Origin of the sequence: Microbispora sp. CA-135349 (genome assembly GCF_050947365.1) — a bacterium.
GTDB lineage: Bacteria > Actinomycetota > Actinomycetes > Streptosporangiales > Streptosporangiaceae > Microbispora.
Genome location: NZ_CP192001.1, coordinates 1,805,209 through 1,826,745, shown reverse-complemented (window position 1 = coordinate 1,826,745; position 21,537 = coordinate 1,805,209). Strand labels below are relative to the sequence as shown.

The following is a 21,537-nucleotide window of genomic DNA, read 5'->3' as shown; positions in this document are numbered from 1 at the left end:
CTTTCAGGCGATGACGTGGTCGAGCCGCCGTGCCCGGTCGCGCCGGCGGTCGCGGACGGTCACCCAGGCGAGGACGACGAGCTGCCCGAGGATGAACCCGCAGAAGACGAGCGAGTCCAGCAGTTCGGGCCAGGAGGCCCCGTGGCCGGTGAACCGGCCGAGCACTCCGGCGAACATGCGGTAGACGATCGGGGCGATCGCGACGAGGAACGTCGTGAGGCTCACCGCGTAGCCGCCGACGATCAACCAGGAATACCAGCGGGCGACGCGCCGGTCCACGGGATGCCAGTCCGACTCGTCGAGCAGCCGGCCGCGGCGCCCGAGCAGCCGGTTCACCCGGTTGCGCAGCATGCGCATGGCCGTCCCGTGCAGGTCGACGCAGCCGAGCGCGGTGGAGACGAGGACGTACAGGTCCGTGCGCAGATACAGGGAGAACTGCCACAGGATCCGGAGCAGGACGGCGTAGGCGAACGCCAGGCAGAAGCGGCCCCCGAAGGACAGGCCTCCCCCGGGTTCGCGGGTGAGGTCGGCGGCGATCGTGAGAACGGCCATCACGACCACGTCCGCCAGCATTCCGGCCACGATCGGCAGGTATCTCTTCCGCCGGGGGACGGCGACCAGGCCGTCCAGCGACGTCTCCAGCACCACGAAGTAGAGCCTGCGGGAGATCCTCAGCCGTGAACGCAGGCCCAGCCGCCGACCGGCGAGCGCGTGGAAGCCCTCGTGCAGCAGCAGCTGGGGGACCGCCGCGACGAACAGCGACGCCTGGATCAGGGTGTAGTAGTCGGTGAAGAAGACGTTGTGATAGCTGGGCGCCAGGTCGGGCCGCCGGGCCATCGCGACCAGCGCCCACGCGACGAGCAGGCCGTAGCAAATCCAGGCGGGGACGGAGAAGAGCGCGGCGCCCAGCCGCCGCCAGCGGACGGGGGCGTCCTCCGTGACCGGAGACGTGTCCGGTGCGCCTGGCTCGCGGACGAAGCCGAGCTCGTCGAGCGCGGCGATCAGGTCGTCGATGTCCAGGCTCTCCCGGTAGCGGGCCTCGTACCAGATCGCCGCCTCGCGCGGCGGCATCCCCTGCTCCAGCCTGCGCAGCACCTCGGCGCCATCGGGCGGGAAGATGCCGTAGGAGTCGGTGTCCGGCCTTCCCACCGTGATCTCGTCGCCTTCCGGCAGATAGACGAGCTGGTGCAACGGGAGCGGCCGATCCGGCGCGTACCGGATCGCGGGCCCGTCCTGCACGGCCTCTGCATCGGTCAACGGAGGTCCTCCTGCGGCCTCGGGGATGTACGCGGAACATGGGGGCGGGCACCCGGGGCCGGCACGGTGAGCGGCCAGGCCGGACGAGCGGTGGCCGGATGAACACGGGCCGGATGAACACGGGCCGGATCAGCGCGGGCCGCACGAGCGGGAGCTGGGTGAGCGCGGACTGGATGAGCGCGGACTGGATGAGCGGAGCGCCGGGTGCGGACGTGCCGTACCCGGCGCACCGCCCGGGACCGAGCGCTAGTTCGCGTTCTTGTAGATGGAGCAGGCCGCGGCGGTCAGGCGGACCGGACCGGCCTTGCGGATCTTGATCTTCTTCATCTCGCACCTCCTCACGCTGTTCGGTTACGCCCACCATGACCGCCGGGACTGGACCGGCGTCGGCGCGGCGCTGAACCCGGACCGGACCGGATGCGGGAGCGTCCAGCCGCCCGCCAGTGGAGTGTCAGCGGGCGCCGCGAGGCGACAGCGGGCGGCTTGAGGGCGACTTGAGGGCGCCGGTCGACGCGGGGGGGCGCTGGGGGCACCCAGACAGCGGGGAGACCGGGGGCACGGTCGCGGGGAGGGCGATGAAAGAAACTGGCCGTTATTGGACACGTCACGATCTCGATCGGAAATGCGTCAAATCATATGATTCTCCAGATTTCCGGAATGGGGCGCGAAACTCCTCGGGAGGGAAATGTCCGAGATACGGTTTCATCTGCTGGGCCCGTTACGGATATGGCACGGAGAGACCGAAATAACACTGAGTTCGGACAGGCAAAGGGCCGTGCTGGCGCTCCTGCTGCTCAAGGCCGGGACACCCGTCCGGCGTCAGGACATCATCGACGCCGTCTGGGGCGACGGCGCCCCCGACTCCGTCGTCAACCTGGTGCAGACCTACGTGGGACGGCTGCGCCGCCGTATCGATCCGGGCCACATCGCCCGCTCCCGCTCCTCCTGGCTCGCCGGGCTGGGCTCGGCCTATGCGATCCGGCTCGACCGATGCGACTCGGACCTCTTCCGCTTCCGCGCGCTGACGGCCGAGGCCAGGAGAGCCGGCACGCCCCGGGAGTCCCTGGGGCTGCTGCTGCGGGCGCTCCAGTTGTGGCAGGGGCCCTGCCTGTCCGATCTGGACCATCTGCTCAAGGGACATCCCTGGGTGCGCGCGATCGACCAGGAGCGCGTCAACGTCCTTCTGGAATGCGCGAAGACCGCCTTCGACCTCGGCCTGCCGGCCGAGGTCCTCCCCCAGCTGCGGGCCGTCGCCGCGACCGAGCCGCTGAACGAGGTCGTGCACTCCTGGCTCGTGCTCGCCCTCGCCGCGGCCGGCGCGCAGGCCGAGGCGCTGGCCGAGTACGACTCGATCCGCGCGAGGCTGGCCGACGAGCTCGGCATCGACCCCGGCCCGCAGCTGCGGGCGGCGCACCTGCGGGTGCTGCGGCAGGACGCGACCCCCTCCTCCCCCTTCGGGCAGCCGTCCCCCGGGGCGACGCCCCGCCCGTCTCTGCTGCCTCCCGGAGTCACCGGCCTGATCGGCCGCGAGAAGCAGGCGAGCCGGATCAGGAGCACGCTGACCTGCCACGGGTCAGGACCCGCCCCCGTCGCGGTCATCAGCGGGCAGGGCGGCGTCGGCAAGACGGCCCTGGCCGTGCACGTGGCACACCAGCTGAGCGACGCCTTCCCGGACGGCCAGCTCTACGCCGATCTGTGCGGCACCGACGAGCGGCCGGCCGACCCCACACGGGTGCTCGCGCGGTTCCTCCGCGCGCTCGGCGTCCACGGGACGGCTCTTCCCGAGGACCCGGAGGAGAGCGTCGATCTGTACCGCAGCCATCTGGCGGGCCGCCGCATTCTCGTCGTGCTCGACGACGTCGACAGCTACGCGCAGGTGAAACCACTGTTGCCCGGTTCGTCCACCTGCGCGGTCCTCGTGACCAGCCGCTCCCGGCTGTCCGGCTGGCCCGGCGCCGTGTCGTTCGACCTCGGCACGCTCCGGCCGGAAGAGTCGCGAGGCGTGCTGACGGCGATGCTCGGGCGCGAGCGCCTCGACGCGGAACCGCAGAACACCGCCGAGATCGTCCGGCTGTGCGGTGGGCTGCCGCTGGCGCTCAGCGCCGCCGGGACGCGCCTCGCCGCCCGCCCGCACTGGACCCTCGCCCGCATCGCCCGGCGCCTGGCCGAGGCCGGACTGGACGAACTCGCCCTGGGAGACCTGGACGTCAGGCGGAGCGTCGCGGCCGGCTATCGCCGGGTGAGCGAGGCGGCGCAGCGGGCCTTCCGCCTGCTCGGGCTCCTGGAGCTCCCCTCGTTCGCGGCCTGGATCACCGCGATGATGCTGGAAACGTCGCTGGAGTCGGCCGAAGAGATCGTCGACGCCCTGGCCGACGCCCGGCTGCTGGAGGTCGCCCCGCCGGACGGCACGGGACAGCCCCGCTACCGGTTCCACCCGCTGGTCCGGCTCTTCGCCCGGGAGCAGGCCGCCGCGCACGAGAGCGACGCCGCCGGGCGCGTCATGATCACTCGTACGCTCGCCGCTCTGCTCGCCCTGGCTCAGGAGGCCGACGAGCACCTTCCGTCGCGCCGGTACGCCCCGGTGCGCGGCAGGGCGCCGCACTGGCCGCCCCCGGCCGAAATCCGTACGGCGGTGCTCGCCGATCCACTCGGCTGGTTCGAGACCGAGCGGGAGAGCCTGATCTCCGCTGTGCGGCAGGCCGACGCCCTCGGCCTGGTCGAGCTGGCCTGGGAGCTGGCCGCCACGCTTCCGAACGTCTCGGCCGTACGATCACGCTGGGCCGACGTGGAGCGGACGCACCGGGTCGCGCTGGCGGCCTGCCGCCGGGCCGGCGACCCCCTCGGCGAGGCCGTGATGCTGCGCGGGCTGGCCGAGGCGCACCACGGCAACGGCCGCCGCGACGAGTGCCTCGGCGCGCTGACGACCGCCCGCGTGGCGTTCGCCGATCTCGGCGCCCCTGCCGCCGAAGCCGAAATCCGCACCCGGCAGATGGAGCTCGCGCGGTAATTCGCCGTGATCCGCCGAAACGCGATTCACCGTGAAGTGCTGCGGATGGAGAACATGGCGGCACTGAAACGCCCGGACCGCCTTTTTCCCGGGGTTCACACGGACGAAATATCGGCGTGCCTCCAATGTAACGGCGCGAGGTCCCTTTTCCGCGCCGCCCGTCGCCTCCGGCATCCGGGCCTCCGCAGAAGGCCGCCCACCGTGGCCCGCTCAACCCGGCCCGCTCGGCGGGCCGCCCACCGTGGCCCGCACGACATGGCCCGCACGGCGGGCCGTTCAAGGTGGCCCGCTCGGCGGGCCGTTCAGGCGAGCGCCTCGGTGATGCGGCCGAGCGCCTCGAAGGGCGCGAGCCCGTACGCGTAGAAGTCGGCCGCCCCGGCTCCCGCCGTACGGGCCGCGCGCACCTTCACGGCCAGCCGGTCGGCGGAGTCGGTGTCCGGGGCACCCGGACGCAGCACGACCCTCAGCTCGGGGTTCTTGCCCACGGAGCGGCGGTAGGCCGCGACGTCGTCGGCCACCCGCGCGGGGTCCCTGGCGTACCCGAGAACCGCGAACGACGGGACCAGGTCGCCGAGCGCCACCAGGTCGATCCCGAGCTGCCAGGAGTCGTGCGCGGCCAGGCCGGCCGAGGGCAACCCGTGGGCGTAACCCTTGGCCGCGCCCGTCGCGTCCATGAACGTCAGCCGCGCGCCCTCGGTCCTCACGGCCGCCGCCACCTCACCGACCAGCGACGTCACGCTCTCGGAACGGGCCCGCGCGTACGCCACCGCCTCCGGGCCGGCGTAGGCCGTCAGCGCCGCCCGCGTGACCTCGCCCTCCGCGGGGGGATCGCCGTCCAGCACACCCCCGACGATCCTGACGCACTCCTGCCTGGCCGCCTCGGCGTTCACCCCGAGGTCGGCGGCCCTGCGCATGCAGTGGGCGCAGAAGCACAGGCCGAACAGGAAGGCGTCCATCGGGCCGAGCGCCGTGGAGCACCGCTCGTACGTGAAGGCCCCGAAGTGCAGCGACTCGGCGACGACGGTGTCCACGCCCTGCCGGGCGACGGCCCGGGCCAGCGCCACCGCGTACGCCCGCACGTCGGGGTGCGAGGGGCACAGGTCGGCCGGGGAGCCGCGGTCGCCGAAGCAGTTCTCCACCGTCACGTCGGGGCAGGCCAGGCCGATCGTGGCGTTGTTCAGGAACACCGTCCAGCCGTGCAGCCGCATCCCCCGGTCCGCGCAGGCGCGGCGCAGCTCGTCGAGGGGCCGGTCCTGCGCCCCCGGCTGCACGGGCGGGGTGAGCCGCAGCCCGCCGAACAGGTCCTCCGGCGGGGGGAAGTGGACGCCGTCGCGGCGCAGCGTCAGCCGCGAAGCGCCGTGCGGGGTCACGTCCCTGGCCTGGTGGTAGGCCGCGGCCACCGCGACGCCTCGCACGCCGTACGCCGAGGCCCGGTCGAGCAGCCCCCGCACGCCCTCGGCGCGCAGGTCCTCGACGAAGACGTACAGGGCGCTGTCCATCGTCAGCGGCCCGCGTACGCCACGAAGTCGATCTCGACGAGGATGTCCATGAGGTCGGAACCCACGGTGGTGCGCACCGGGTAGGGCCGGGTGAAGTAGGACTGATAGACCTCGTTGAACGCCGCGAAGTCCTCCTTCAGGTTCTGCAGGTGCACCGTCGCCTTCACCACGTCGTCGAACGTCAGGCCGTGCGCCTCCAGCACCGCCCCGAGGTTGCGCATGGTCCGGTGCGTCTGGGCCGCCACGTCGTCGCCCACGACCTCGCCGGTCGCCGGGTCGAGCGGCCCCATGCCGGAGGTGTGGAGGAAGTCGCCCACCACGAGTCCCTGCGAGTACGCGCCGATAGGCGGGGCCCCGTCGGTCGTACGGATCTCCTGCTTGCCAGCCATTGTCACCGCTCCATCAGAAACACGTGTTGATCAAATCAATCACGACGTCGTCGTCGTCCACCACGGGGATGACGCGCCACTTGTCGAAGGCCGTACACGGGTGGGACAGCCCGAACGACACCAGGTCTCCCGGGCGCATCGCCGCCGCCGAGATAGGCGTGCTGGTCCTGCACCTTGACGACCGTCACCCCGGTCAGCGGCTCGGCCGGTCCGCGGCCGCCGCGCCGCACCGCTCTGGGGAACGGCAGGTGGATGTCGTACGGCACGTCCCGCTTGCCCATGCCGACCAGCACGAGGCCGGGCTCCGGCACGGACAGCACCTGGGCCCAGACCTCCAGTGCGGGCCGCAGCCCGCCCTCCAGCCGGTTGTACGGCGTGTGCTCGCGGTAGTAGCCGTCGTCGTGCGCGATGTACGCGCCGCTGCGCAGCACCACGGTCGCGCCCGGCTCGCCGGTCAGCGGCGCGAGCTCCTCGGCCACCAGGTCGAACCACGAGCTGCCACCGGCGGAGACCACCATGGGGCCGTCGACGTACGGCGCCAGCGTCCGCGCCGCGTGCGCCAGGTCGCGCAGGAACGCGCGGACTCCGGCGGCCTCGTGGTGGGTCCCCTCGTATCCGGCGACCCCGGCCAGCGCCGTCCCCCTGGCCTCCCGCACCGCCCGGGCCACCTCCAGCAGCTCGTCCTGGTCGCGGCAGCCGGTCCGGCCGCCCGGGTGGCCCAGCTCGACCAGCACGCGGAACGGCACGTCGCCGGCCATCTCGTCGAGCACGCGCACGCCCTCGACGGAGTCGGCGAAGCAGAGGAAGTCGAAGCGCCCGATCTCACCGGCCAGCCAGCGCAGCGCGCCGCGGTCGAGGAGCTCGTTGGCCAGCAGCACCCGGGGAACGCCGTGGGAGCGGTGGACGAGCACCTGGCTCGCCGTCGCGGCGGTGATCCCCCACGCCCCGGCGTCCAGCTGAGCCCGCACGAGCTGGGGGGACATCGTGGTCTTGGCGTGCGGCGCGAACGCCAGCCCGTGGCGGGCGGCGAAGCCCGCGAGCGTCGCGATGTTGTGGTCGAGGGCCGAGCGCCTGGCCACCATGACCGGCCAGGTGAACGGGCCGTCGAACAGGGAGTGGCGGGCCGCCGCGAACTCCCGTCCCCCGACCGGCTCGCCCGGCCACAGGAAGCCGCGCGTGCGCGCGTCGACGACGGTCTCCGGCAGCCCTCGCACCCGTGACGGTGAGCTCTCGCCGGAGTGCGCGGCGGCGGCCGCTTCCGGACGCGTGGCGTGCGCTTGGGGACGTGCCTCGGAGTGCTCCGTGTGGTGCTCTGTGCGGTGCTCCGGCTGGTGCGGCTCCGTGTGGTCCTCTGGGGGGCCGTCCGCGAAACTCACGCCGCCCCCTCGCTGTCCCGGTTCAGACCACCTCGTGGATCGTACTGGACCACGGGCGCGGTGACCGACCCGCGCCGTGCGGGGCCGGCGGCGCGGAGGCCGTCGCTCCCAGGGCCCCGATCGAACCCATTCGATGGCACGTTCGATATACGATGTGACGGCTTTCACACGGGGGGCGTGAAGCGCTCGCCTCCGCGTCGGCGGGCTCCACCTGTCCGATTCCAATCACCGTGCCGAAGAGGAACGACTTCATGACCGAGCTCATCAGCCACACCCTTGAGGTGCCCGGCTGCGTTCTGCACTACGACGTACGCGAGGCCGAGGGGACCACCGAGCCGATCCTGCTGTTGATCGGATCGCCGATGGACGCCAGCGGCTTCACCGCCCTGGCGCGGCACTTTGCGGACCGTACAGTGGTGACCTACGACCCGCGCGGGTCCGCGCGGAGCACGCGGACCGACGACGCGGCCGAGTCCACGCCCGACCTGCACGCCGACGACCTGCACCGGCTGATCGACGCGGTCGGAGGCGGGCCGGTGGACCTCTTCGCCAGCAGTGGCGGCGCGGTCAACGCGCTCGCGCTCGTGGCCCGGCACCCCGAGCAGGTGCGCACGCTCGTGGCGCACGAACCCCCCGCGGCCCAGGTGCTGCCGGACCGGGAGCAGGCGCTGGCCGCCATAGCCGACATCCGGCGGACCTACGACCGGGAGGGGCTGGGTCCGGCGATGGTGAAGTTCTTCGCGTTCGCCAACCATCAGGGCGAGGTGCCGGCGGACTTCGCCGATCGGCCCATGCAGAACCCGGCCGACTTCGGCCTGCCGGCGGAGGACGACGGCGTGCGCGGCGATGTCATGTTCGAGCAGAACCTCATGACCTGCACGCACTACGAGCCCGACTTCGAGGCGCTGCGCGCGGCCCCGACCCGCATCGTCCTCGGCGTCGGAGCCGAGTCGGAGGGGCAGATGGCCCGCCGCGCCGGCGAGGCGATCGCCGAGCGGCTCGGCATCAAGCCCGTGATCTTCCCGAGCAACCACGGCGGGTTCCTCGACGACGCGCTCGGCACGCCGGGTGACCCGGACAACTTCGCCGTCACGCTGCGCGAGACCCTGGCCGGGTAGATCGCGGCCGGTCGCGGCCCGGACAGCCGGTCAGGGCCACCTCGCAGCCGTACCGCGGTCCGGCTTGCGCGGCCGACACCGCGATGCCACGGAACCACGAGCAGGCCCGGGCCGGGCGGCGAACTCCATCAGGCGGTTGGGCGCGCCACTGCGTGATCCGGCGCGGTGGCATCCGCGGCCGGCGCACGCCGGGGGCCTGCCGCACCCCTGCGCCGGCCAGGTTGGACGCGGGCCAGGGACGCGAGTGCGAGCAACAGCAGAAACGCGCAGGCCCAGGCGAACCAGTCGCCGAACCGTGTGTAGGGCGTGTCGGCCGAGCGGGTGGGCAGCGCGGTGAGGACGGACGCGATCGGCGCGTCCGCGCTGTGCGCCTCGGCCCGGATCCGGCCGTAGGCGTCGCTCACGACCAGGTCGCCGTTCCGCCCCGCGCGCGCCACGGTGAGCCCGGTCTCGACGCCCCGGGTGACCGCCATCCTCCCGTGCAGCCAGCGGTCCCGATCGAAGTCCCAGGCGGGCACGAAGAGCGTCGTGGCGCCGCTTCCGCGGTAGTCGCGCACCAGGCCGGGCAGGTCCAGGTCGAAACAGATCGCGATCGCCCAGCGGGAGCCCGAACCGGGCACGAAGGCCTCACGGTCTCCGGGCCGGAAGTCGTCTTCGAGTCCGGGGATGAGGTGGCGCTTGAAATACTCGACCGGCCGGCTCCCGTCGGCGGGAAAGTCGACCGCAGCGTTGCGGAGGCTACCGGCCCGCTTGAGGACCAGCCCGGCGACGATGTCGACATGGTGCTCGGCGGCGAGCCGCGCCAGCGGCGCCGCCAGGACGGGCAGCGTCGCGTCGTCGGCGACGAAGACCTTCTCCGGCATGACCACGACCCGCGCGCCGTGTGCGGCGAGGTCCGGGATCCGCGCCGTGTACCGCCCGAGGAGGGCACGTCCCTCCGCGGATTCGACCGGGACCCAGCCGTCCCGGTCGATGGCGAGCAGCGCCACCTTCTCCGAGCCCGCACCGTACGGCGCGCTCAGCCTCCAGGCGCCGTACCCCACTGCCAGGGACAGGATGATCGCGGTGGTGACCGCCACCCGCAGCCGCCCGGCCGCCCGCGGTGCCGCCGGGAGCGGTGCGAGGAGCACGGCGGCGGCCGCGGGAACCACGAGGATCAGGAAGGTGACGCCCCACGGTCCGGTCACCGAGGCGGTCTGCAGGACCGGAAGGACGTCGGCCTGGGTGTAGGCCAGACTCCACCACGCCCCGTTCGGTGACAGCACCGAGACCGCGTACTCGACGGCGACCCAGGCCGCCGGCACGACGGCGACGGCCGTCAGCGGACGTCCCCTCAGCAACAGCGCCCGCGACGACAGGACGACCAGCCCGAACAGCAGCGCCGACCCGACGACCATCGACGCGACCATCGGCGGCGGGAGCTCCACCGTGTCGAGGAAGTAGCCCCACAGCGCCGTCTCACCGCCGAGCCACGCGGCCGACGCCGCGAGGAACGCGGCGCGGGCGCCGACATGGTGTGCGAGGACGAGCACCGGCAGCGGTGCGAGCCAGGTGAGCCAGGGCACCGGCGTGAGCCCGGTGCCGAAATGGAACAGCGTCGCCGACAGCGCCGTGGCGGCGAGCACCACGGCCAGACGCCGAATCGGTGAGTTCATAGGGCAGCCTCCTTCTTCAGCCGCCCCGACCCTCCGGCATCCGGCCTGGACGCACATCGCCGGCGGGAGCGATCCGGGTGCCGGCCGCAGGGACCGGGACCGCTCGGACAACCGGGGAAGCGGGTCTCACTCGAAGGAGTGAGACGGCCATCAGCCGAGCGGTGGAAGCGACGGCGGGGGCCGCGCGCATAGTCTTGCCGGGTTCCCTCTGACAACCCCGGAGCCGGTCATGCGGGCGAGCATCATCAGTCCATCGAGGGTCGACGCCGCGATCGCCGCCGTCGTCACCGTGATGACGGTGACGCCCGTCCTCGTCCCGTACCGGCAGCCGTGGTGGGCCGTGGCGCTCGCCGTCCTGATGTCGGTGCCCGTGCTGTGGCGGCGCCGGGCCATCCTCCCCGTCGGGGCGGTCGTGGGCTGCGCCACGACGGTCCTCGCGATCGCGGCCAAGTCGCTGCCGCACTCCGCGACTCTGGTGCTGCTGCTGCCTTACGGCGTGCTCGTGTGCACCTACACGTTCGCGGCGGCGGATCTCTCCCGGGCGTGGCGCGCCGGGGGCATCGCGGGTCTCACCGTCGGCGTGGCCGTGTCGCTCATCGTCCCGCACGAGGATCTGGAGACCTACCGTTATCTCGCCACCGCGATCGTCGCCGCGTACGCCCTCGGTGTGGGCGCACGGGCCCGGCGGGCAGTACGGGATGCCGAGCGGGAGCGCGAGGCTCGCATCCGCGAGGAACGCGCCGCCGCGGTCGCCCGCGAACGCACCCGGATCGCCCGCGACATGCACGACATCGTGACCCACTCGGTCGGTCTCATGGTGATCCAGGCGGAGACCGGCCCGCTGGTGGCGCGCGATCAGCCGGACAAGGCCGAGGCCGTCTTCGAGGCGATCGCGGCGGCCGGACGGGACGCGATCGGCCAGCTCCGCCTGATCCTCGGCGCGCTGCGCGGAAGCGAGGCACCCGGCGGTCCGGCTCCGGCCCGCGGGCCGCAGCCCGGGCTCGACGCCCTGCCCGGTCTGCTCGACAACGCCCGCCGCGCGGGCCTGGACGTCTCCGCCGACGTACGTGGCGAGCCACGGCGCCTTCCCTCCGACGTGGACATCGCCGCGTACCGGATCGTCCAGGAGGCGCTGACCAACACGATCCGGCATGCCGGAGCGAGCACCGTCCGCGTACGGCTCCGGTGGTCCGGTGACACCCTGGACGTCGAGGTCGCCGACGACGGCCGGGGCGCGCGGGAGCTACGGGAGGGACACGGAATGATAGGGATGCGGGAGCGGGTCACGGCGTGCGGCGGCCGGCTCGTCGTACGGCCGGGGAACCCGGGTCTCACCGTCACCGCGACCCTGCCGATCGGCTGACGGCATGCTGCGCGTACTCGTGGCCGACGACCAGGACCTGTTCCGCGGCGGCTTCGCGATGATCCTCAACGCCCATGACGACATCACCGTGGTCGGCGAGGCGGCCGACGGCGCCGAGGCCGTCACGAAGGCGGTCGAACTGGAGCCCGACGTGGTGCTCATGGACATCCGGATGCCCGTGGTGGACGGCGTCGAGGCCACCGCGCGGGTGTGCCGCAGGACCGCCGCGAAGGTGCTGGTCCTGACGATGTACGACGTCGACGAGTACGTCTACGACGCCCTGCGCGCAGGGGCCAGCGGCTTCCTGCTCAAGGACGTGCGGCGGGACGACCTCGTACGCGCCGTCCGCCTGGTGGCCGAGGGGGAGTCGCTGCTGGCCCCCGCGATCACCCGGCGCCTGATCGGCGAGTTCGTCGGGCGTGGACGTGCCCGGCCCCGGCTGCGGCAGCGGCTCGGTGAGCTGACCGACCGGGAGATGGACACGCTGCGGCTGCTGGCACGCGGCCGGTCCAACGCCGAGATCGCCGCGGATCTGGTGGTCACCGAGCACACGGTCAAAAGTCACGTGAGCAACCTGCTGACGAAGCTGGACCTGCGCGACCGCGCCCAGGCCGTCGTCTTCGCGTACGAGTCCGGCCTGGTCGTCGCCGGCGACGAGGACATGCCCCGCACCGATCGGCGATGACGACGCTGATGGCCGAAACGGCGGCGCACGGCCTGTACGTGGTCGGCTCCGGCCGTGCCCGCCGGCGAATCAGTGCGCGAGCACATCCGGGAAGCCGAACGTCGCGACCAGCGCGGAATCGTGGAACTTGATCACGCGGGAGACGCCGGCGGCGGTGGGGGCCAGCACCACGACGCCGGCGGCCCGGAGCGCGCCGTCCGCGTCCCGGTGGTACACGACGGCGGAGGGTTGGCCGTTGGCGGTGGTCACGATCATCCGCCAGTCGCCCGGTGTGCCCAGCACGTACGCGTCGAGCATGCGGATGCACATCGCCCGTCCCGACCGCCAGTCGCGGAACGGCGTCGCCTCCAGCGTGGCGTCCGTGCGTAGCACCTGTTCCAGCAGGGCGGCGTCGGAGCGCTCGAAGGCCGCGATGTAGCCGTCGAGCAGCGCGCGTGCCCGTTGGTCGGCCGGTTCGAGCAGTTCCTCGGGCTTCGGCTCCAGTTCGTCGAGCCGGGCGCGGGCGCGCTGCAGGCCGCTCTTCACCGCGGCAGTGGTGGTGTCGAGGATCCGCGCGGTCTCGTCCGTCGAGAAGGCCAGCACTTCGCGCAGGATGAGGATCGCCCGTTGGCGGGGCGGGCAGGTGCTGCAGGCTGGCGATGAGCGCCAGTCGCAGCGACTCGCGTTCGACGATCACCGCGGCGGGATCGCCGGCCGGCGGGGCGATCCACGCGTCCGGCAGCGGTTGCAGCCACGAGACCTCGCCCGGCGCGACGGGACTCGGCGGGCGATCGGGTCCGTCGTACGGGCCTGCCAGACCCGAGGGCAGCACCCGCATCTGGCGCGGCTCCAACGCCGTCAGGCAGGCGTTGGTGGCGATCTTGTAGAGCCAGGACCGAATCGACGCGCGGCCCTCGAATCCGGAGTAGGACCGCCACGCCCGCAGATACGTCTCCTGCACCAGGTCCTCGGCGTCGTGCGCCGAGCCGACCATGCGGTAGCAGTGCGCCAGCAGCTCCCGGCGGAACCGCTCGGTCTCGGCCGTGAACCGGTCGTGATCCGGCGCCGCTCGCGAATGCGCCGTCACGCCGAGAGCCCGGTGCTGCGACACGCCTGGGCGTGGTCCACGTGGCGAAGCCGCCGGCGGCGACCAGGTCCGGCCTCGGCCACCGTCGACGATTGGGGTGCCCTGTCGCGGAGGCGGTGTCCACGATCAGACCTCGTCGAGCGTTGCGGTCATCTGTTTCGACTCCTGTCATGGGAACCTCCGGTGCCGTGCGGCGTCACCGGCTCGGTGCCCGGGGGGTTTCCTCAGGGCAGCAGGGCCAGCTTGCCGATGGTGGCTCTGCATTCCAGTTCCGTCAGCGCTTCCGGCCCGTCGGCCAGGTCGTACACGTTCGGCTGGCCGGGGGCGAGCACACCGGCGGCGATCAGCGCCGACAGCTCACCCATGACCTCGCCGATGATCTGCGGCGCCCGCCGACTCCAGCACAAGGTCGGCGCCGGCGCCGCCGGTCAGCCTCAACACATCGGCGGCGAGGTCGCCGCCGAGGGAGTCCAGGATGTGGTCGGCTCCCAGCGCCAGCACTGTCTCATGCTTGGCCGGCGAGGCGGTGGCGATGACCGTCGCGCCGTAGTGTTTGGCCATTGTGACCGCGGCCTGGCCGGTCGCGCCCGCCGCGGCGTGGATCAGCACGGTCTGCCCCGCGGTGATGCCGCCCAGAGGCTTGAGAGCGGCCAGCGCGGTGGGCCAGTTCACGGCCAGGCCGAGCGCCTGCTGCTCCGTCCAGCCGGGGGGCACCGGCATCGCCGCGGCCGCGGGCAGCACCATGTACTCGGCGAAAGCGCCGTTTCCGACGCCGGTGACGCGGGTCCCCGGTCGCGGGCCGGTCACCGCCTCGCCCATCGCGACGACCTCACCCGCGGCCTCGAAACCGGCCAGGTACGGTGGCCGCGGGCCGCCGGGAAGGTGCCGTGGGCCTTCGAGATGTCGGCGAAGTTGACACCGGCGGCGGTGACCCGGATCAGGACCTCACCCCGGCCGGCCGCTTCCGAATGCCGTCCTTGCCGCCCTCGGGCCGTCAGACGGGGCGCAGCGCGCGGCCGGGGACGGCGCCGGTGAGTTCGCCGCCGCGCAGCACCGGGACGCCGCCGACGAGTACGTCGTCCACCCCCACGGCGAGCGATCGGGGCTTCTCGTAGGTCGCCGTGTCGGCCACCGTGGCCGGGTCGGCGACGGCCAGGTCCGCGACCTGGCCGCGCCGTACGAGGCCGCGGTCGGGCAGCCGGAAGCGGCGCGCCGGGTGCGAGGCCAGGTGCACCGCGGCCTGTTCCCAGGTGAGGTCGCCGAGTTCGCGTACGTGCCGGCCGAGGTAGCGGGCGAACGCGCCGAAGCCGCGCGGGTGCGGATGACCGCCCACGTAGATGCCGTCGGAGCCGCCGGTGTGGCCGGGGTCGCGCATGACCGCGCGCACCGACTCCTCCCCCTCCGGCCCCTCGTCGGGACGGGCCCGCACGCAGCCCGCCTGCAGCCGGGTCGTCATCAGCAGCACCCGGCAGAACTCCGCGGCCGTGACGCCGTACTCGGCCGCGGCGGCGGGCAGGGTCATGCCCTCGGCCCACTCGAACCCGGGGGCGTGTGAGAGCGTGATCCGCGGCCAGAGGTCGTCGCGTCCCTCCCACTCCCCGGCGAGGCGTTCGCGCTCCGACGACAGCATCTCCACGGCACGGCCGGGATCGGCGGCGGGCACCCAGGGCGGCAGGGCCACCATGGCCAGGATCGTGCTGGCCCGCAGGTAGGGATAGGTGTCGAAGGTCAGGTCGACGCCGCGTCGCCGGGCGTCCTCGACCAGCGGCAGCAGGGTGGACGCCGGGCCGTGAAGGTGCGAGACGTGCACCGCCGCCCCGGACCGCCGCGCGATCTCCACGACCTCCGCCATGCCCACCGGCGCGGACGCGCCGTACGCGCGCATATGGGTCACGTACGGCAGGCCGCCCGACGGCGCGCCCAATGGCTGGCACAACGCAGCCAGCTCGGCGGCGTCGGCGTACCGGCCGGGGGCGTACTCCAGGCCCGACGACAGGCCCGCCGCCCCTTCCGCCAGGCCCGTCTCGACCGCACGCAGCATGGCCCTCGTCTCGTCCTCGTCCGCGGCCCGCTCCGCGGCGCCCATCACGTCGAACCGGATCGTCGCGTGCGGAAGCAGGTAGACGGTGTTGAGCGCGGTCCTGCCGTCGTATCCGGCGAGCAGGTCGGCGACGCTCACCGGCCCGTCCACGTGCGGGTGCGGCCCGTTGACCGCGGCGAAGTAGTGGCTCGCGTACGCGAAGGCGGCCGGGGACGTGGTCGGCGCGAACGACAGCCCGTCCTGGCCGAGCACGAACGTGGTGACCCCCTGCCGCAGCGCGGCGTGCTGCACGAGAGGGTCGAACACGACGGCGTCGCCGTGGGCGTGGCAGTCGACCAGGCCCGGCAGCACGAACCTGCCCGCCGCGTCGATCCGCACCGCCGCCCCGGCCGCGTCGAGGCGGCCCACCGCCTCGATCCGGCCCCCGCGCACGCCGACGTCGGCGCGGAACGCGGGGGCTCCGGTCCCGTCCACGACGCGTCCGCCGCTGATCAGCACATCGAAGGTCACGTGCCGATTAGATCAGTCGGACGGGCCGGGCACACGGGACGAGCCGGGGCAGTCGACGTCCTGCCGTATGGGCCGCCGTTCCAGCACCTCGCGGGCGTGGGCGCGGGCGAGGTTCCAGCCGTTCCAGGGGTCCGGCGCGTGGAGGCGGTTGACCGCCACCACGTCACGCAGCACGCAACTGCGGTCCGGCTCGGGCAGGCCGTCCAGGACCGGCACGGCCTCCGCCCCCAGGTCGCCCAGGTAGCCGTGGTCGAGCCGCTCGACGCCCCGGATCGTGAGCTGGGTCTCGGCCACCCGCGCGTCGGGGTTCCACACCGCGAACGCCAGCAGCGACACCCCGGTGAGCAGCACGAGCGCGCGGAAGAACCAGGACGTGCCACCGCCGAACAGCCGCACCGCCCCCGCCGCCGGCACCAGCACGAACACCGCGCCCAGCCACCAGATCGTCGCCTCCACCGAGGCCCGCAGCCGCGACAGGCCGTACGCGTCGGTGTAGAGGCCGAGCCGGTGCAGTGCCGAGGCGAGGATGACCAGCGTGAACGCGCACAACAGGCCGAGCAGCACGGCGAGCAGCCAGCGGTCGGCCCTGGTCTTGCGGCGCAGCAGGGCGACCGCGGCCGCCACGACGCCGAGCACGAAGACGCTGACCGTGACGAGTTCGAAGAAGCCCGACCGCGCGTACTCGGCGTAGGTCAGCCCCGCCGTCGACAGCACCCTGCGGCTCCCGCCGAACAACACCGTGATCTGCACGGTCACGAACGCCGCGAACAGCAGGTTCAACCCGAGCAGCGGAATGACCCACACCTGGCGGCCGAGGGACATCCGCAGGTCGGGCGCGGCGGGCTCGGCGACCGGGCGCAGGCCCACCAGCACCGCCGCCCCCACCAGCACCGCGAACACGCAGAACACGAAGATCCGGAACGGCAGGCTCTGCGCCCACTCGGGCGTCCGCAGCAGGTCGTCCACGAACGCGGAGAACACCGCGTCCGCGGAGGAGAACAGCAGGCCGAAGACCCCGAGCAGGACGACCGTGACCGCGACGCCGACCAGCGTGGGCAGCATCCGGCGACGCCGCGCCAGGCCCCGCAGCGGCCCGACGAGGAACCACGGCATCGGCAGCACCGCGATCGCGACGGACACCACTCCTCTGAGCACGGCGAGCCAGCCTCGCCCGCCGCCGGACAGCGCCAGCGACCCCACTCCGAAGGCGGCCAGCAGCACAGGCGCGACAAGCCATTCGGCGTCCCGGAAGAGCGCCACGGAAACCAGCGCGTACGCCAGGAGCCCGAAGATCCCCGTCCACGGGGTGACCCGCCCCCGGCTGAGCGGCAGTACGGCGGGGAACGCCGCCGCCCCGGCCGCGACGGCCGTCAGCACGAGTCCCAGCCCGGGTGACGCGTACGGCAGAGCGACGGCGGCGACCAGACCGGCCGCCGCGGCGGCCGGCAGCAGCCACCGGGGCGCGTCCGGCAGTTCCGGCCGCGGGAAAAGCGACGGCGGCACGTAGTCGGGCGGCGGGTATCTCCCCGGCCCGTGCGGCGCGGTCTGCTCCTGCGGGACCGGCCACTGTCCCGCGTACGCCTGTCCACGCGGGCCCGCCGGATGCCCCACGGAGGGGCCGGCCGCCGCGGGACCCGACGTGACAGGGCCCGATGCGACAGGCTCCGAAGCCACAGACTCCGAAGCCACAGGCTCCGAAGCCACAGGCTCCAATGCCACGGGCTGCGATGCGGCGTGACCCGCCGCGGCGGAGATCGACGGGCCGGGGACCGGCGCATTGTGGACCGACGCGCTGTGGACCGACGCGCTGTGGACCGACGCGCTGTGGACCGACGCACTGGTAACCGACGCACTGGTAACCGACGCGCCGGGGACCTGCTCCGCGGGCTCCGGCGGTGGGAGCACGGTGACGGCCAGAGCGGACCGCTGGGCCGAGGACGAGCCGAGCGCCGCTCCCACGACGGCCCCTCCGGCCGTGAACAGCAGCATCGCGCCGACGCCCAGGATTCCCCCGAAATACAGGCCGAGGAAGAACGCGACGAACAGCCCGGCGAAGAACCCGGCGAACATACCGACGCCCGCGCCGAGAGCCGCCCGCGCCGACGGGGCGGCGCGGTTGTAGACACGCGGATGCTGCGAGAGCACCTGAGCCTGCGGACCCACGCCGCCGACCGGCGCAGCCCCCTGCGTCACGTCCACCCGGACGGGATCCACCTGCCGCGGGTGTTCACGTAGCTCGTCGTCACCGCGAACGGAGCCGCCGGCCTCCCGGTCGTGGAAGGGATCGTGCTCCCCAACCTCGTGGTGACCTGCCTCGGACTGACCTGCCTCGGACTGACCTGCCTCGGGCTGACCTGCCTCGTTGTGAACTCCCTCGTTGTGAACTCCCTCGTGAAGAACCTCGAAGTGCTCCACCTCGGGCTGACCCGCCTCCAAGTGACCTGCCTCGGACTGACCCACCTCGCGACCGGCCCCGCGACCGGCCCCGCGACCAGCTTCGTGACCTGCCCCGGGGTGAGCGGCCGTGTCTTCGTCGCCGGCCCCTCCGGCCGCGGTGGCGGAGTCCCCCGGCGAGCCGCTCCCGGCAGACGCGGGCGAGCCGATTTCGGCGGTGCGCGGTAAGCCGCCGCCTGCGTCGTCCCCGCCGTGCCGTGTGGCGAGATGGTTTCCGCCCGCCTCGACGTCCATGGTCCCCCTTCGTTCGTCGGCGTGGACGGATCCGTCCACGCTCTCCCCCGTCGCCGGCTCTCCCTGCGACGGGAGCACGACGACCATCCGGCACCCGGGGGCCCCGCCCCGGTCTTCCCTCGCGGCTCGTCGCACGGTCGGGATCGGGTCCGCCACCGAGATCGATCCGCCGTGCAGCTCGACGATCTCCTTGGCGATGGCGAGCCCGAGCCCGGCCCCGCCCGCGTCGGCGGCCCGTCCGGCGTCGAGCCGCGAGAAGCGCTCGAACACACGGGCCCGCTCCCCGGGCGGAATGCCGGGGCCGCCGTCGGTCACGCTGATCTCCAGGTTCGGTCCCGCGCGCCGCGCACCCACCCGGACCGTGCCGCCGGACGGGCTGTGCCGTACGGCGTTGTCGAGCAGGTTGGCCAGCACCTGGGCCAGCAGTGCGGCGTCGGCGGACAGCACCGTCCCCGGCGCGACGGCGCTCACCACCGTCACGTCGTCACGCGCGAGAGCCGCCTCCGAGACCGCCTGGCGGCACAGCGACGCCAGGTCCAGCTCCTCCGGATCGATGAGCCGCGCGCCCGAGTCGAGCCGCGACAGGTCGAGGAGCTGGGCCACCAGCCGGCCGAGCCGCTGCGTCTGCGCGAGGGCCGTGCCCAGCGTGTCGAGGTCGGGCGGCGTGACACCGTCCACGACGTTCTCCAGCACGGCCTGCAGGCCGGTGATCGGCGTGCGCAGCTCGTGGCTGACGTTGGCCACCAGTTCACGCCGTTGCCGGTCCACCTCGGCGAGGTCGGCCGCCATGGCGTTGAAGGCCCGGGCCAGCTCCCCCACCTCGTCGCGGGACGTCGCGGTCACGCGCAGGCCGTACCGGCCCTTGGCGATCGTCTGCGCGGCGGCGGCCATCTCGCGCAGCGGGCGGATCATGCCGCGGGCGAGGAGCTGCACCATGATCAGCGCGAGCACGACGGCGATCGCGATCCTGAGGTCCCGGGACAGACCGGAGTTGATGCCGACCTCGTTGACGACGAACGCCGCGACCACGGCGAGCACGATCACGATGCCGAGCTTGGCCTTGATCCGGCCGAGGAAGTCGAGCGGCCTCATCGCCTGGTCTTCTCCAATGCGGCGCGCGTCACGGGCGGACGAGCGCGTATCCGACGCCGTGCACGGTACGAACGACCTCCGGGCCGAGCTTGCGGCGCAGGGCGCGGACGTGGCTGTCCACCGTCCGGGTCGCCGCGGCCTCGGAGAAGCCCCAGATGTCCGACAGCAGCCGCTCACGCTCGAAGACGTGGCCGGGCCGCTCGGCCAGACGCCGCAGCAGGTCGAACTCGGTCCGGGTGAGCTGTGCCTCGGCCCCGCGGACGAACACGCGGCGTTCGGCGGTGTTGATCTCGACGTCGCCGACCCTGATCACCGTGTCCTCGTGGGCCAGCAGGCTGGCCCGCTCCACCCGCCGCAACAGCGCGTGGATTCTCGCGACGAGTTCCCGCATGCTGAACGGCTTGGTGATGTAGTCGTCCGCTCCCACGCCCAGGCCGACCAGCACGTCGGTCTCCTCACCGAGTGCGGTGAGCATGAGCACCGGCACCGGCCGGGCGGCCTGCATCCTGCGGCACACCTCGAGACCGTCCAGGCCCGGGAGCAGCCGGTCCAGGACGACGACGTCGGGCTCCGCCTTCGCGTAGGCCGCGAGCGCCTCCTCGCCGTCGCTCGCGACGCGCACGTCGAAGCCCTCCGCCACGAGCCGGAGCCGTACGGCGTTGGCGATGGTCCCGTCGTCCTCGACCACGAGGATGCGGCGCTGCTGGGGGGTAGCCATGCAGGGAAGCGTAGATCCCCCCTGTGCAGAGCGGCCGTCCGGAGATGTGCAGATCCCGTGCATCGAAATGTCGGCCGCCCGCGTTAGCGTGGCGGCGTGGAGCGGAGACTGCGTGTGGAGGACTATCTGCGACGGCTCGGCCTGCGGTCGAGCGGCCCGCCGAGCGTCGAGGAGCTGTTCCGGCTCCAGACGGCGCACGTCGAGCGGGTGCCGTACGAGAACCTGGAGATCTGGCTGGGCCGGCCGACCACCGTCGACCCGGCCGAGTCGTGGCGGCGGATCATGCGTGGGCGCGGGGGCTACTGCTTCCATCTGAACGGCGCGTTCTCGGTGCTCCTGCGGCTGCTGGGCTACGCGGTCTCCCGGCACGTCGGCGGTGTTCAGGGCTCCGCCGAGGCGCCCGCCGGGGCCGCGGGCAACCATCTGGCCCTGACGGTGAGCGGCCTGCCGACGGACGCCAATCCCGGCGGGCGGTGGCTGGTCGACGCGGGGCTGGGCGACGCGATCCGCGAGCCGCTCCCGCTGGTCGAGGGCGTCTACCGGCAGGGCCCGTTCACCTACGCCATGCGCCGGTCGGAGGCCGAGCCGGGCGGCTGGCGGTTCGATCACGATCATCGCGGCAGCTTCACCGGAATGGACTTCCGTCCGGATTCCGCGGAGATGAGCGCCTTCGAGGCCAAGCACGAACACCTGTCCACCTCTCCCGAATCGGGCTTCGTCCGGGTGGCGTCCGTGCAGCGGCGCGACGCGGCCGGGGTGGACCTGCTCAGAGGGCTCGTGCTCACGCGCGTCGGTCTCCCGCCCGCCGACGGCGGGCCGGGCACCTCGGTGACGCTGGAGCGCCGGGAGGACTACTTCGCCGCGCTCGCCGACGTGTACGGCATGACCCTGGACGACGCCTCCTCCGCGGAGAAGGACGCGTTGTGGTCCCGGCTGCTCGCCGCTCACGAGGAGTGGCTGGCCGCCCGGCAGCCCGCCTGAGCCCATGCGGGGACCCGCCCGTGTGGCGTCCGCGCGCGCCGAATCCGCAGGTCATGGGTTTCGCTCCCCGGGATCGGGTAGCCCCGATATGA

The 21,537-nt window shown here is 73.1% G+C and carries 16 protein-coding genes and 2 pseudogenes; 6 read left to right on the top strand and 12 right to left on the bottom strand.

What is annotated here, in order from left to right:
• Positions 1–3: 3 nt before the first annotated feature.
• Positions 4–1,257 (bottom strand): hypothetical protein, encoded by a 1,254-nt coding sequence (locus ACQPZZ_RS08860; protein ID WP_432930613.1) that lies wholly within the window; start codon positions 1,255–1,257, stop codon positions 4–6.
• A gap of 685 nt (positions 1,258–1,942) precedes the next feature.
• Between ACQPZZ_RS08860 and ACQPZZ_RS08855 the strand changes: the two genes are divergently transcribed.
• Positions 1,943–4,264 (top strand): BTAD domain-containing putative transcriptional regulator, encoded by a 2,322-nt coding sequence (locus tag ACQPZZ_RS08855; protein ID WP_432930611.1) that lies wholly within the window; start codon positions 1,943–1,945, stop codon positions 4,262–4,264.
• Positions 4,265–4,566: 302 nt separating this feature from the next.
• Here the strand turns inward: ACQPZZ_RS08855 and ACQPZZ_RS08850 are convergent, their stop codons facing one another.
• From ACQPZZ_RS08850 to ACQPZZ_RS08840, 3 genes and pseudogenes are all read right to left on the bottom strand, one after another.
• Positions 4,567–5,763 carry a hypothetical protein gene (locus tag ACQPZZ_RS08850; protein WP_432930609.1) on the bottom strand — a complete coding sequence of 399 codons (1,197 nt, stop codon included), beginning with the start codon at positions 5,761–5,763 and terminating at the stop codon, positions 4,567–4,569.
• Positions 5,764–5,765: 2 nt separating this feature from the next.
• A complete protein-coding gene (locus ACQPZZ_RS08845) occupies positions 5,766–6,152 on the bottom strand; it encodes a Rid family detoxifying hydrolase (RefSeq protein WP_363646226.1) in 387 nt (128 codons plus the stop codon).
• Positions 6,153–6,165: 13 nt separating this feature from the next.
• A pseudogene (locus tag ACQPZZ_RS08840) lies at positions 6,166–7,234 on the bottom strand (alanine racemase).
• A gap of 545 nt (positions 7,235–7,779) precedes the next feature.
• On the opposite strand from ACQPZZ_RS08840, the gene ACQPZZ_RS08835 reads away from it, so the two are divergent.
• Positions 7,780–8,646, top strand: a complete 867-nt coding sequence (locus ACQPZZ_RS08835) for an alpha/beta fold hydrolase (RefSeq protein WP_432930607.1) — start codon at positions 7,780–7,782, stop codon at positions 8,644–8,646.
• A 128-nt stretch (positions 8,647–8,774) separates the two neighbouring features.
• Here ACQPZZ_RS08835 and ACQPZZ_RS08830 read toward each other — a convergent pair whose 3' ends face one another.
• Entirely contained in the window at positions 8,775–10,301 is a 1,527-nt protein-coding gene (locus tag ACQPZZ_RS08830; RefSeq protein ID WP_432930605.1) for a nitrilase-related carbon-nitrogen hydrolase, read from the bottom strand.
• Positions 10,302–10,530: 229 nt separating this feature from the next.
• Here ACQPZZ_RS08830 and ACQPZZ_RS08825 point away from each other — a divergent pair, with 229 nt between their 5' ends.
• The gene (locus ACQPZZ_RS08825) at positions 10,531–11,664 is read left to right on the top strand and encodes a sensor histidine kinase (protein WP_432930602.1); all 1,134 of its coding nucleotides are present in this window, start codon (positions 10,531–10,533) and stop codon (positions 11,662–11,664) included.
• Between the two features lie 4 nt (positions 11,665–11,668).
• Positions 11,669–12,349 carry a response regulator gene (locus ACQPZZ_RS08820; protein ID WP_432930600.1) on the top strand — a complete coding sequence of 227 codons (681 nt, stop codon included), beginning with the start codon at positions 11,669–11,671 and terminating at the stop codon, positions 12,347–12,349.
• A gap of 69 nt (positions 12,350–12,418) precedes the next feature.
• On the opposite strand, the gene ACQPZZ_RS08815 is transcribed toward ACQPZZ_RS08820, so the two are convergent.
• Positions 12,419–12,931, bottom strand: a complete 513-nt coding sequence (locus ACQPZZ_RS08815) for a hypothetical protein (protein ID WP_432930598.1) — start codon at positions 12,929–12,931, stop codon at positions 12,419–12,421.
• Positions 12,932–12,987: 56 nt separating this feature from the next.
• Here ACQPZZ_RS08815 and ACQPZZ_RS08810 point away from each other — a divergent pair, with 56 nt between their 5' ends.
• Positions 12,988–13,215, top strand: a complete 228-nt coding sequence (locus tag ACQPZZ_RS08810) for a hypothetical protein (protein WP_432930596.1) — start codon at positions 12,988–12,990, stop codon at positions 13,213–13,215.
• An 11-nt stretch (positions 13,216–13,226) separates the two neighbouring features.
• Here ACQPZZ_RS08810 and ACQPZZ_RS08805 read toward each other — a convergent pair.
• The 6 genes and pseudogenes from ACQPZZ_RS08805 to ACQPZZ_RS08780 all read right to left on the bottom strand — a co-directional run.
• Positions 13,227–13,322, bottom strand: a pseudogene (locus ACQPZZ_RS08805) (sigma factor); the annotation flags it as partial.
• A 317-nt stretch (positions 13,323–13,639) separates the two neighbouring features.
• On the bottom strand, positions 13,640–13,780 hold the full coding sequence (locus ACQPZZ_RS08800; RefSeq protein ID WP_432930594.1) for a hypothetical protein: 141 nt from the start codon (positions 13,778–13,780) through the stop codon (positions 13,640–13,642).
• On the bottom strand, positions 13,773–14,234 hold the full coding sequence (locus tag ACQPZZ_RS08795; protein WP_432930592.1) for a zinc-binding dehydrogenase: 462 nt from the start codon (positions 14,232–14,234) through the stop codon (positions 13,773–13,775). Before ACQPZZ_RS08795 ends, ACQPZZ_RS08800 begins: the two co-directional genes overlap by 8 nt.
• 175 nt (positions 14,235–14,409) lie before the next feature.
• Positions 14,410–15,966 carry an N-acyl-D-amino-acid deacylase family protein gene (locus tag ACQPZZ_RS08790; protein WP_432930590.1) on the bottom strand — a complete coding sequence of 519 codons (1,557 nt, stop codon included), beginning with the start codon at positions 15,964–15,966 and terminating at the stop codon, positions 14,410–14,412.
• 12 nt (positions 15,967–15,978) lie between these two features.
• Entirely contained in the window at positions 15,979–19,746 is a 3,768-nt protein-coding gene (locus ACQPZZ_RS08785) for a DUF4153 domain-containing protein (RefSeq protein WP_432930588.1), read from the bottom strand.
• A gap of 28 nt (positions 19,747–19,774) precedes the next feature.
• Positions 19,775–20,464: a response regulator transcription factor gene (locus tag ACQPZZ_RS08780; protein ID WP_363646217.1), complete on the bottom strand. Its 690-nt coding sequence runs from the start codon at positions 20,462–20,464 to the stop codon at positions 19,775–19,777.
• Positions 20,465–20,560: 96 nt separating this feature from the next.
• Between ACQPZZ_RS08780 and ACQPZZ_RS08775 the strand changes: the two genes are divergently transcribed.
• Positions 20,561–21,445: an arylamine N-acetyltransferase family protein gene (locus ACQPZZ_RS08775; RefSeq protein WP_432930585.1), complete on the top strand. Its 885-nt coding sequence runs from the start codon at positions 20,561–20,563 to the stop codon at positions 21,443–21,445.
• The last annotated feature ends 92 nt before the right edge of the window (positions 21,446–21,537 follow it).

Bases quoted from the DNA above. Each gene is read 5' to 3' on its own strand.
- ACQPZZ_RS08855 (WP_432930611.1), top strand. From the start codon at position 1,943: ATGTCCGAGATACGGTTTCATCTGCTGGGCCCGTTACGGATATGGCAC.
- ACQPZZ_RS08850 (WP_432930609.1), bottom strand. From the start codon at position 5,763: ATGGACAGCGCCCTGTACGTCTTCGTCGAGGACCTGCGCGCCGAGGGC.
- ACQPZZ_RS08845 (WP_363646226.1), bottom strand. From the start codon at position 6,152: ATGGCTGGCAAGCAGGAGATCCGTACGACCGACGGGGCCCCGCCTATC.
- ACQPZZ_RS08835 (WP_432930607.1), top strand. From the start codon at position 7,780: ATGACCGAGCTCATCAGCCACACCCTTGAGGTGCCCGGCTGCGTTCTG.
- ACQPZZ_RS08830 (WP_432930605.1), bottom strand. From the start codon at position 10,301: ATGAACTCACCGATTCGGCGTCTGGCCGTGGTGCTCGCCGCCACGGCG.
- ACQPZZ_RS08825 (WP_432930602.1), top strand. From the start codon at position 10,531: ATGCGGGCGAGCATCATCAGTCCATCGAGGGTCGACGCCGCGATCGCC.
- ACQPZZ_RS08820 (WP_432930600.1), top strand. From the start codon at position 11,669: ATGCTGCGCGTACTCGTGGCCGACGACCAGGACCTGTTCCGCGGCGGC.
- ACQPZZ_RS08810 (WP_432930596.1), top strand. From the start codon at position 12,988: ATGAGCGCCAGTCGCAGCGACTCGCGTTCGACGATCACCGCGGCGGGA.
- ACQPZZ_RS08800 (WP_432930594.1), bottom strand. From the start codon at position 13,780: ATGGGTGAGCTGTCGGCGCTGATCGCCGCCGGTGTGCTCGCCCCCGGC.
- ACQPZZ_RS08795 (WP_432930592.1), bottom strand. From the start codon at position 14,234: ATGGGCGAGGCGGTGACCGGCCCGCGACCGGGGACCCGCGTCACCGGC.
- ACQPZZ_RS08785 (WP_432930588.1), bottom strand. From the start codon at position 19,746: ATGAGGCCGCTCGACTTCCTCGGCCGGATCAAGGCCAAGCTCGGCATC.
- ACQPZZ_RS08780 (WP_363646217.1), bottom strand. From the start codon at position 20,464: ATGGCTACCCCCCAGCAGCGCCGCATCCTCGTGGTCGAGGACGACGGG.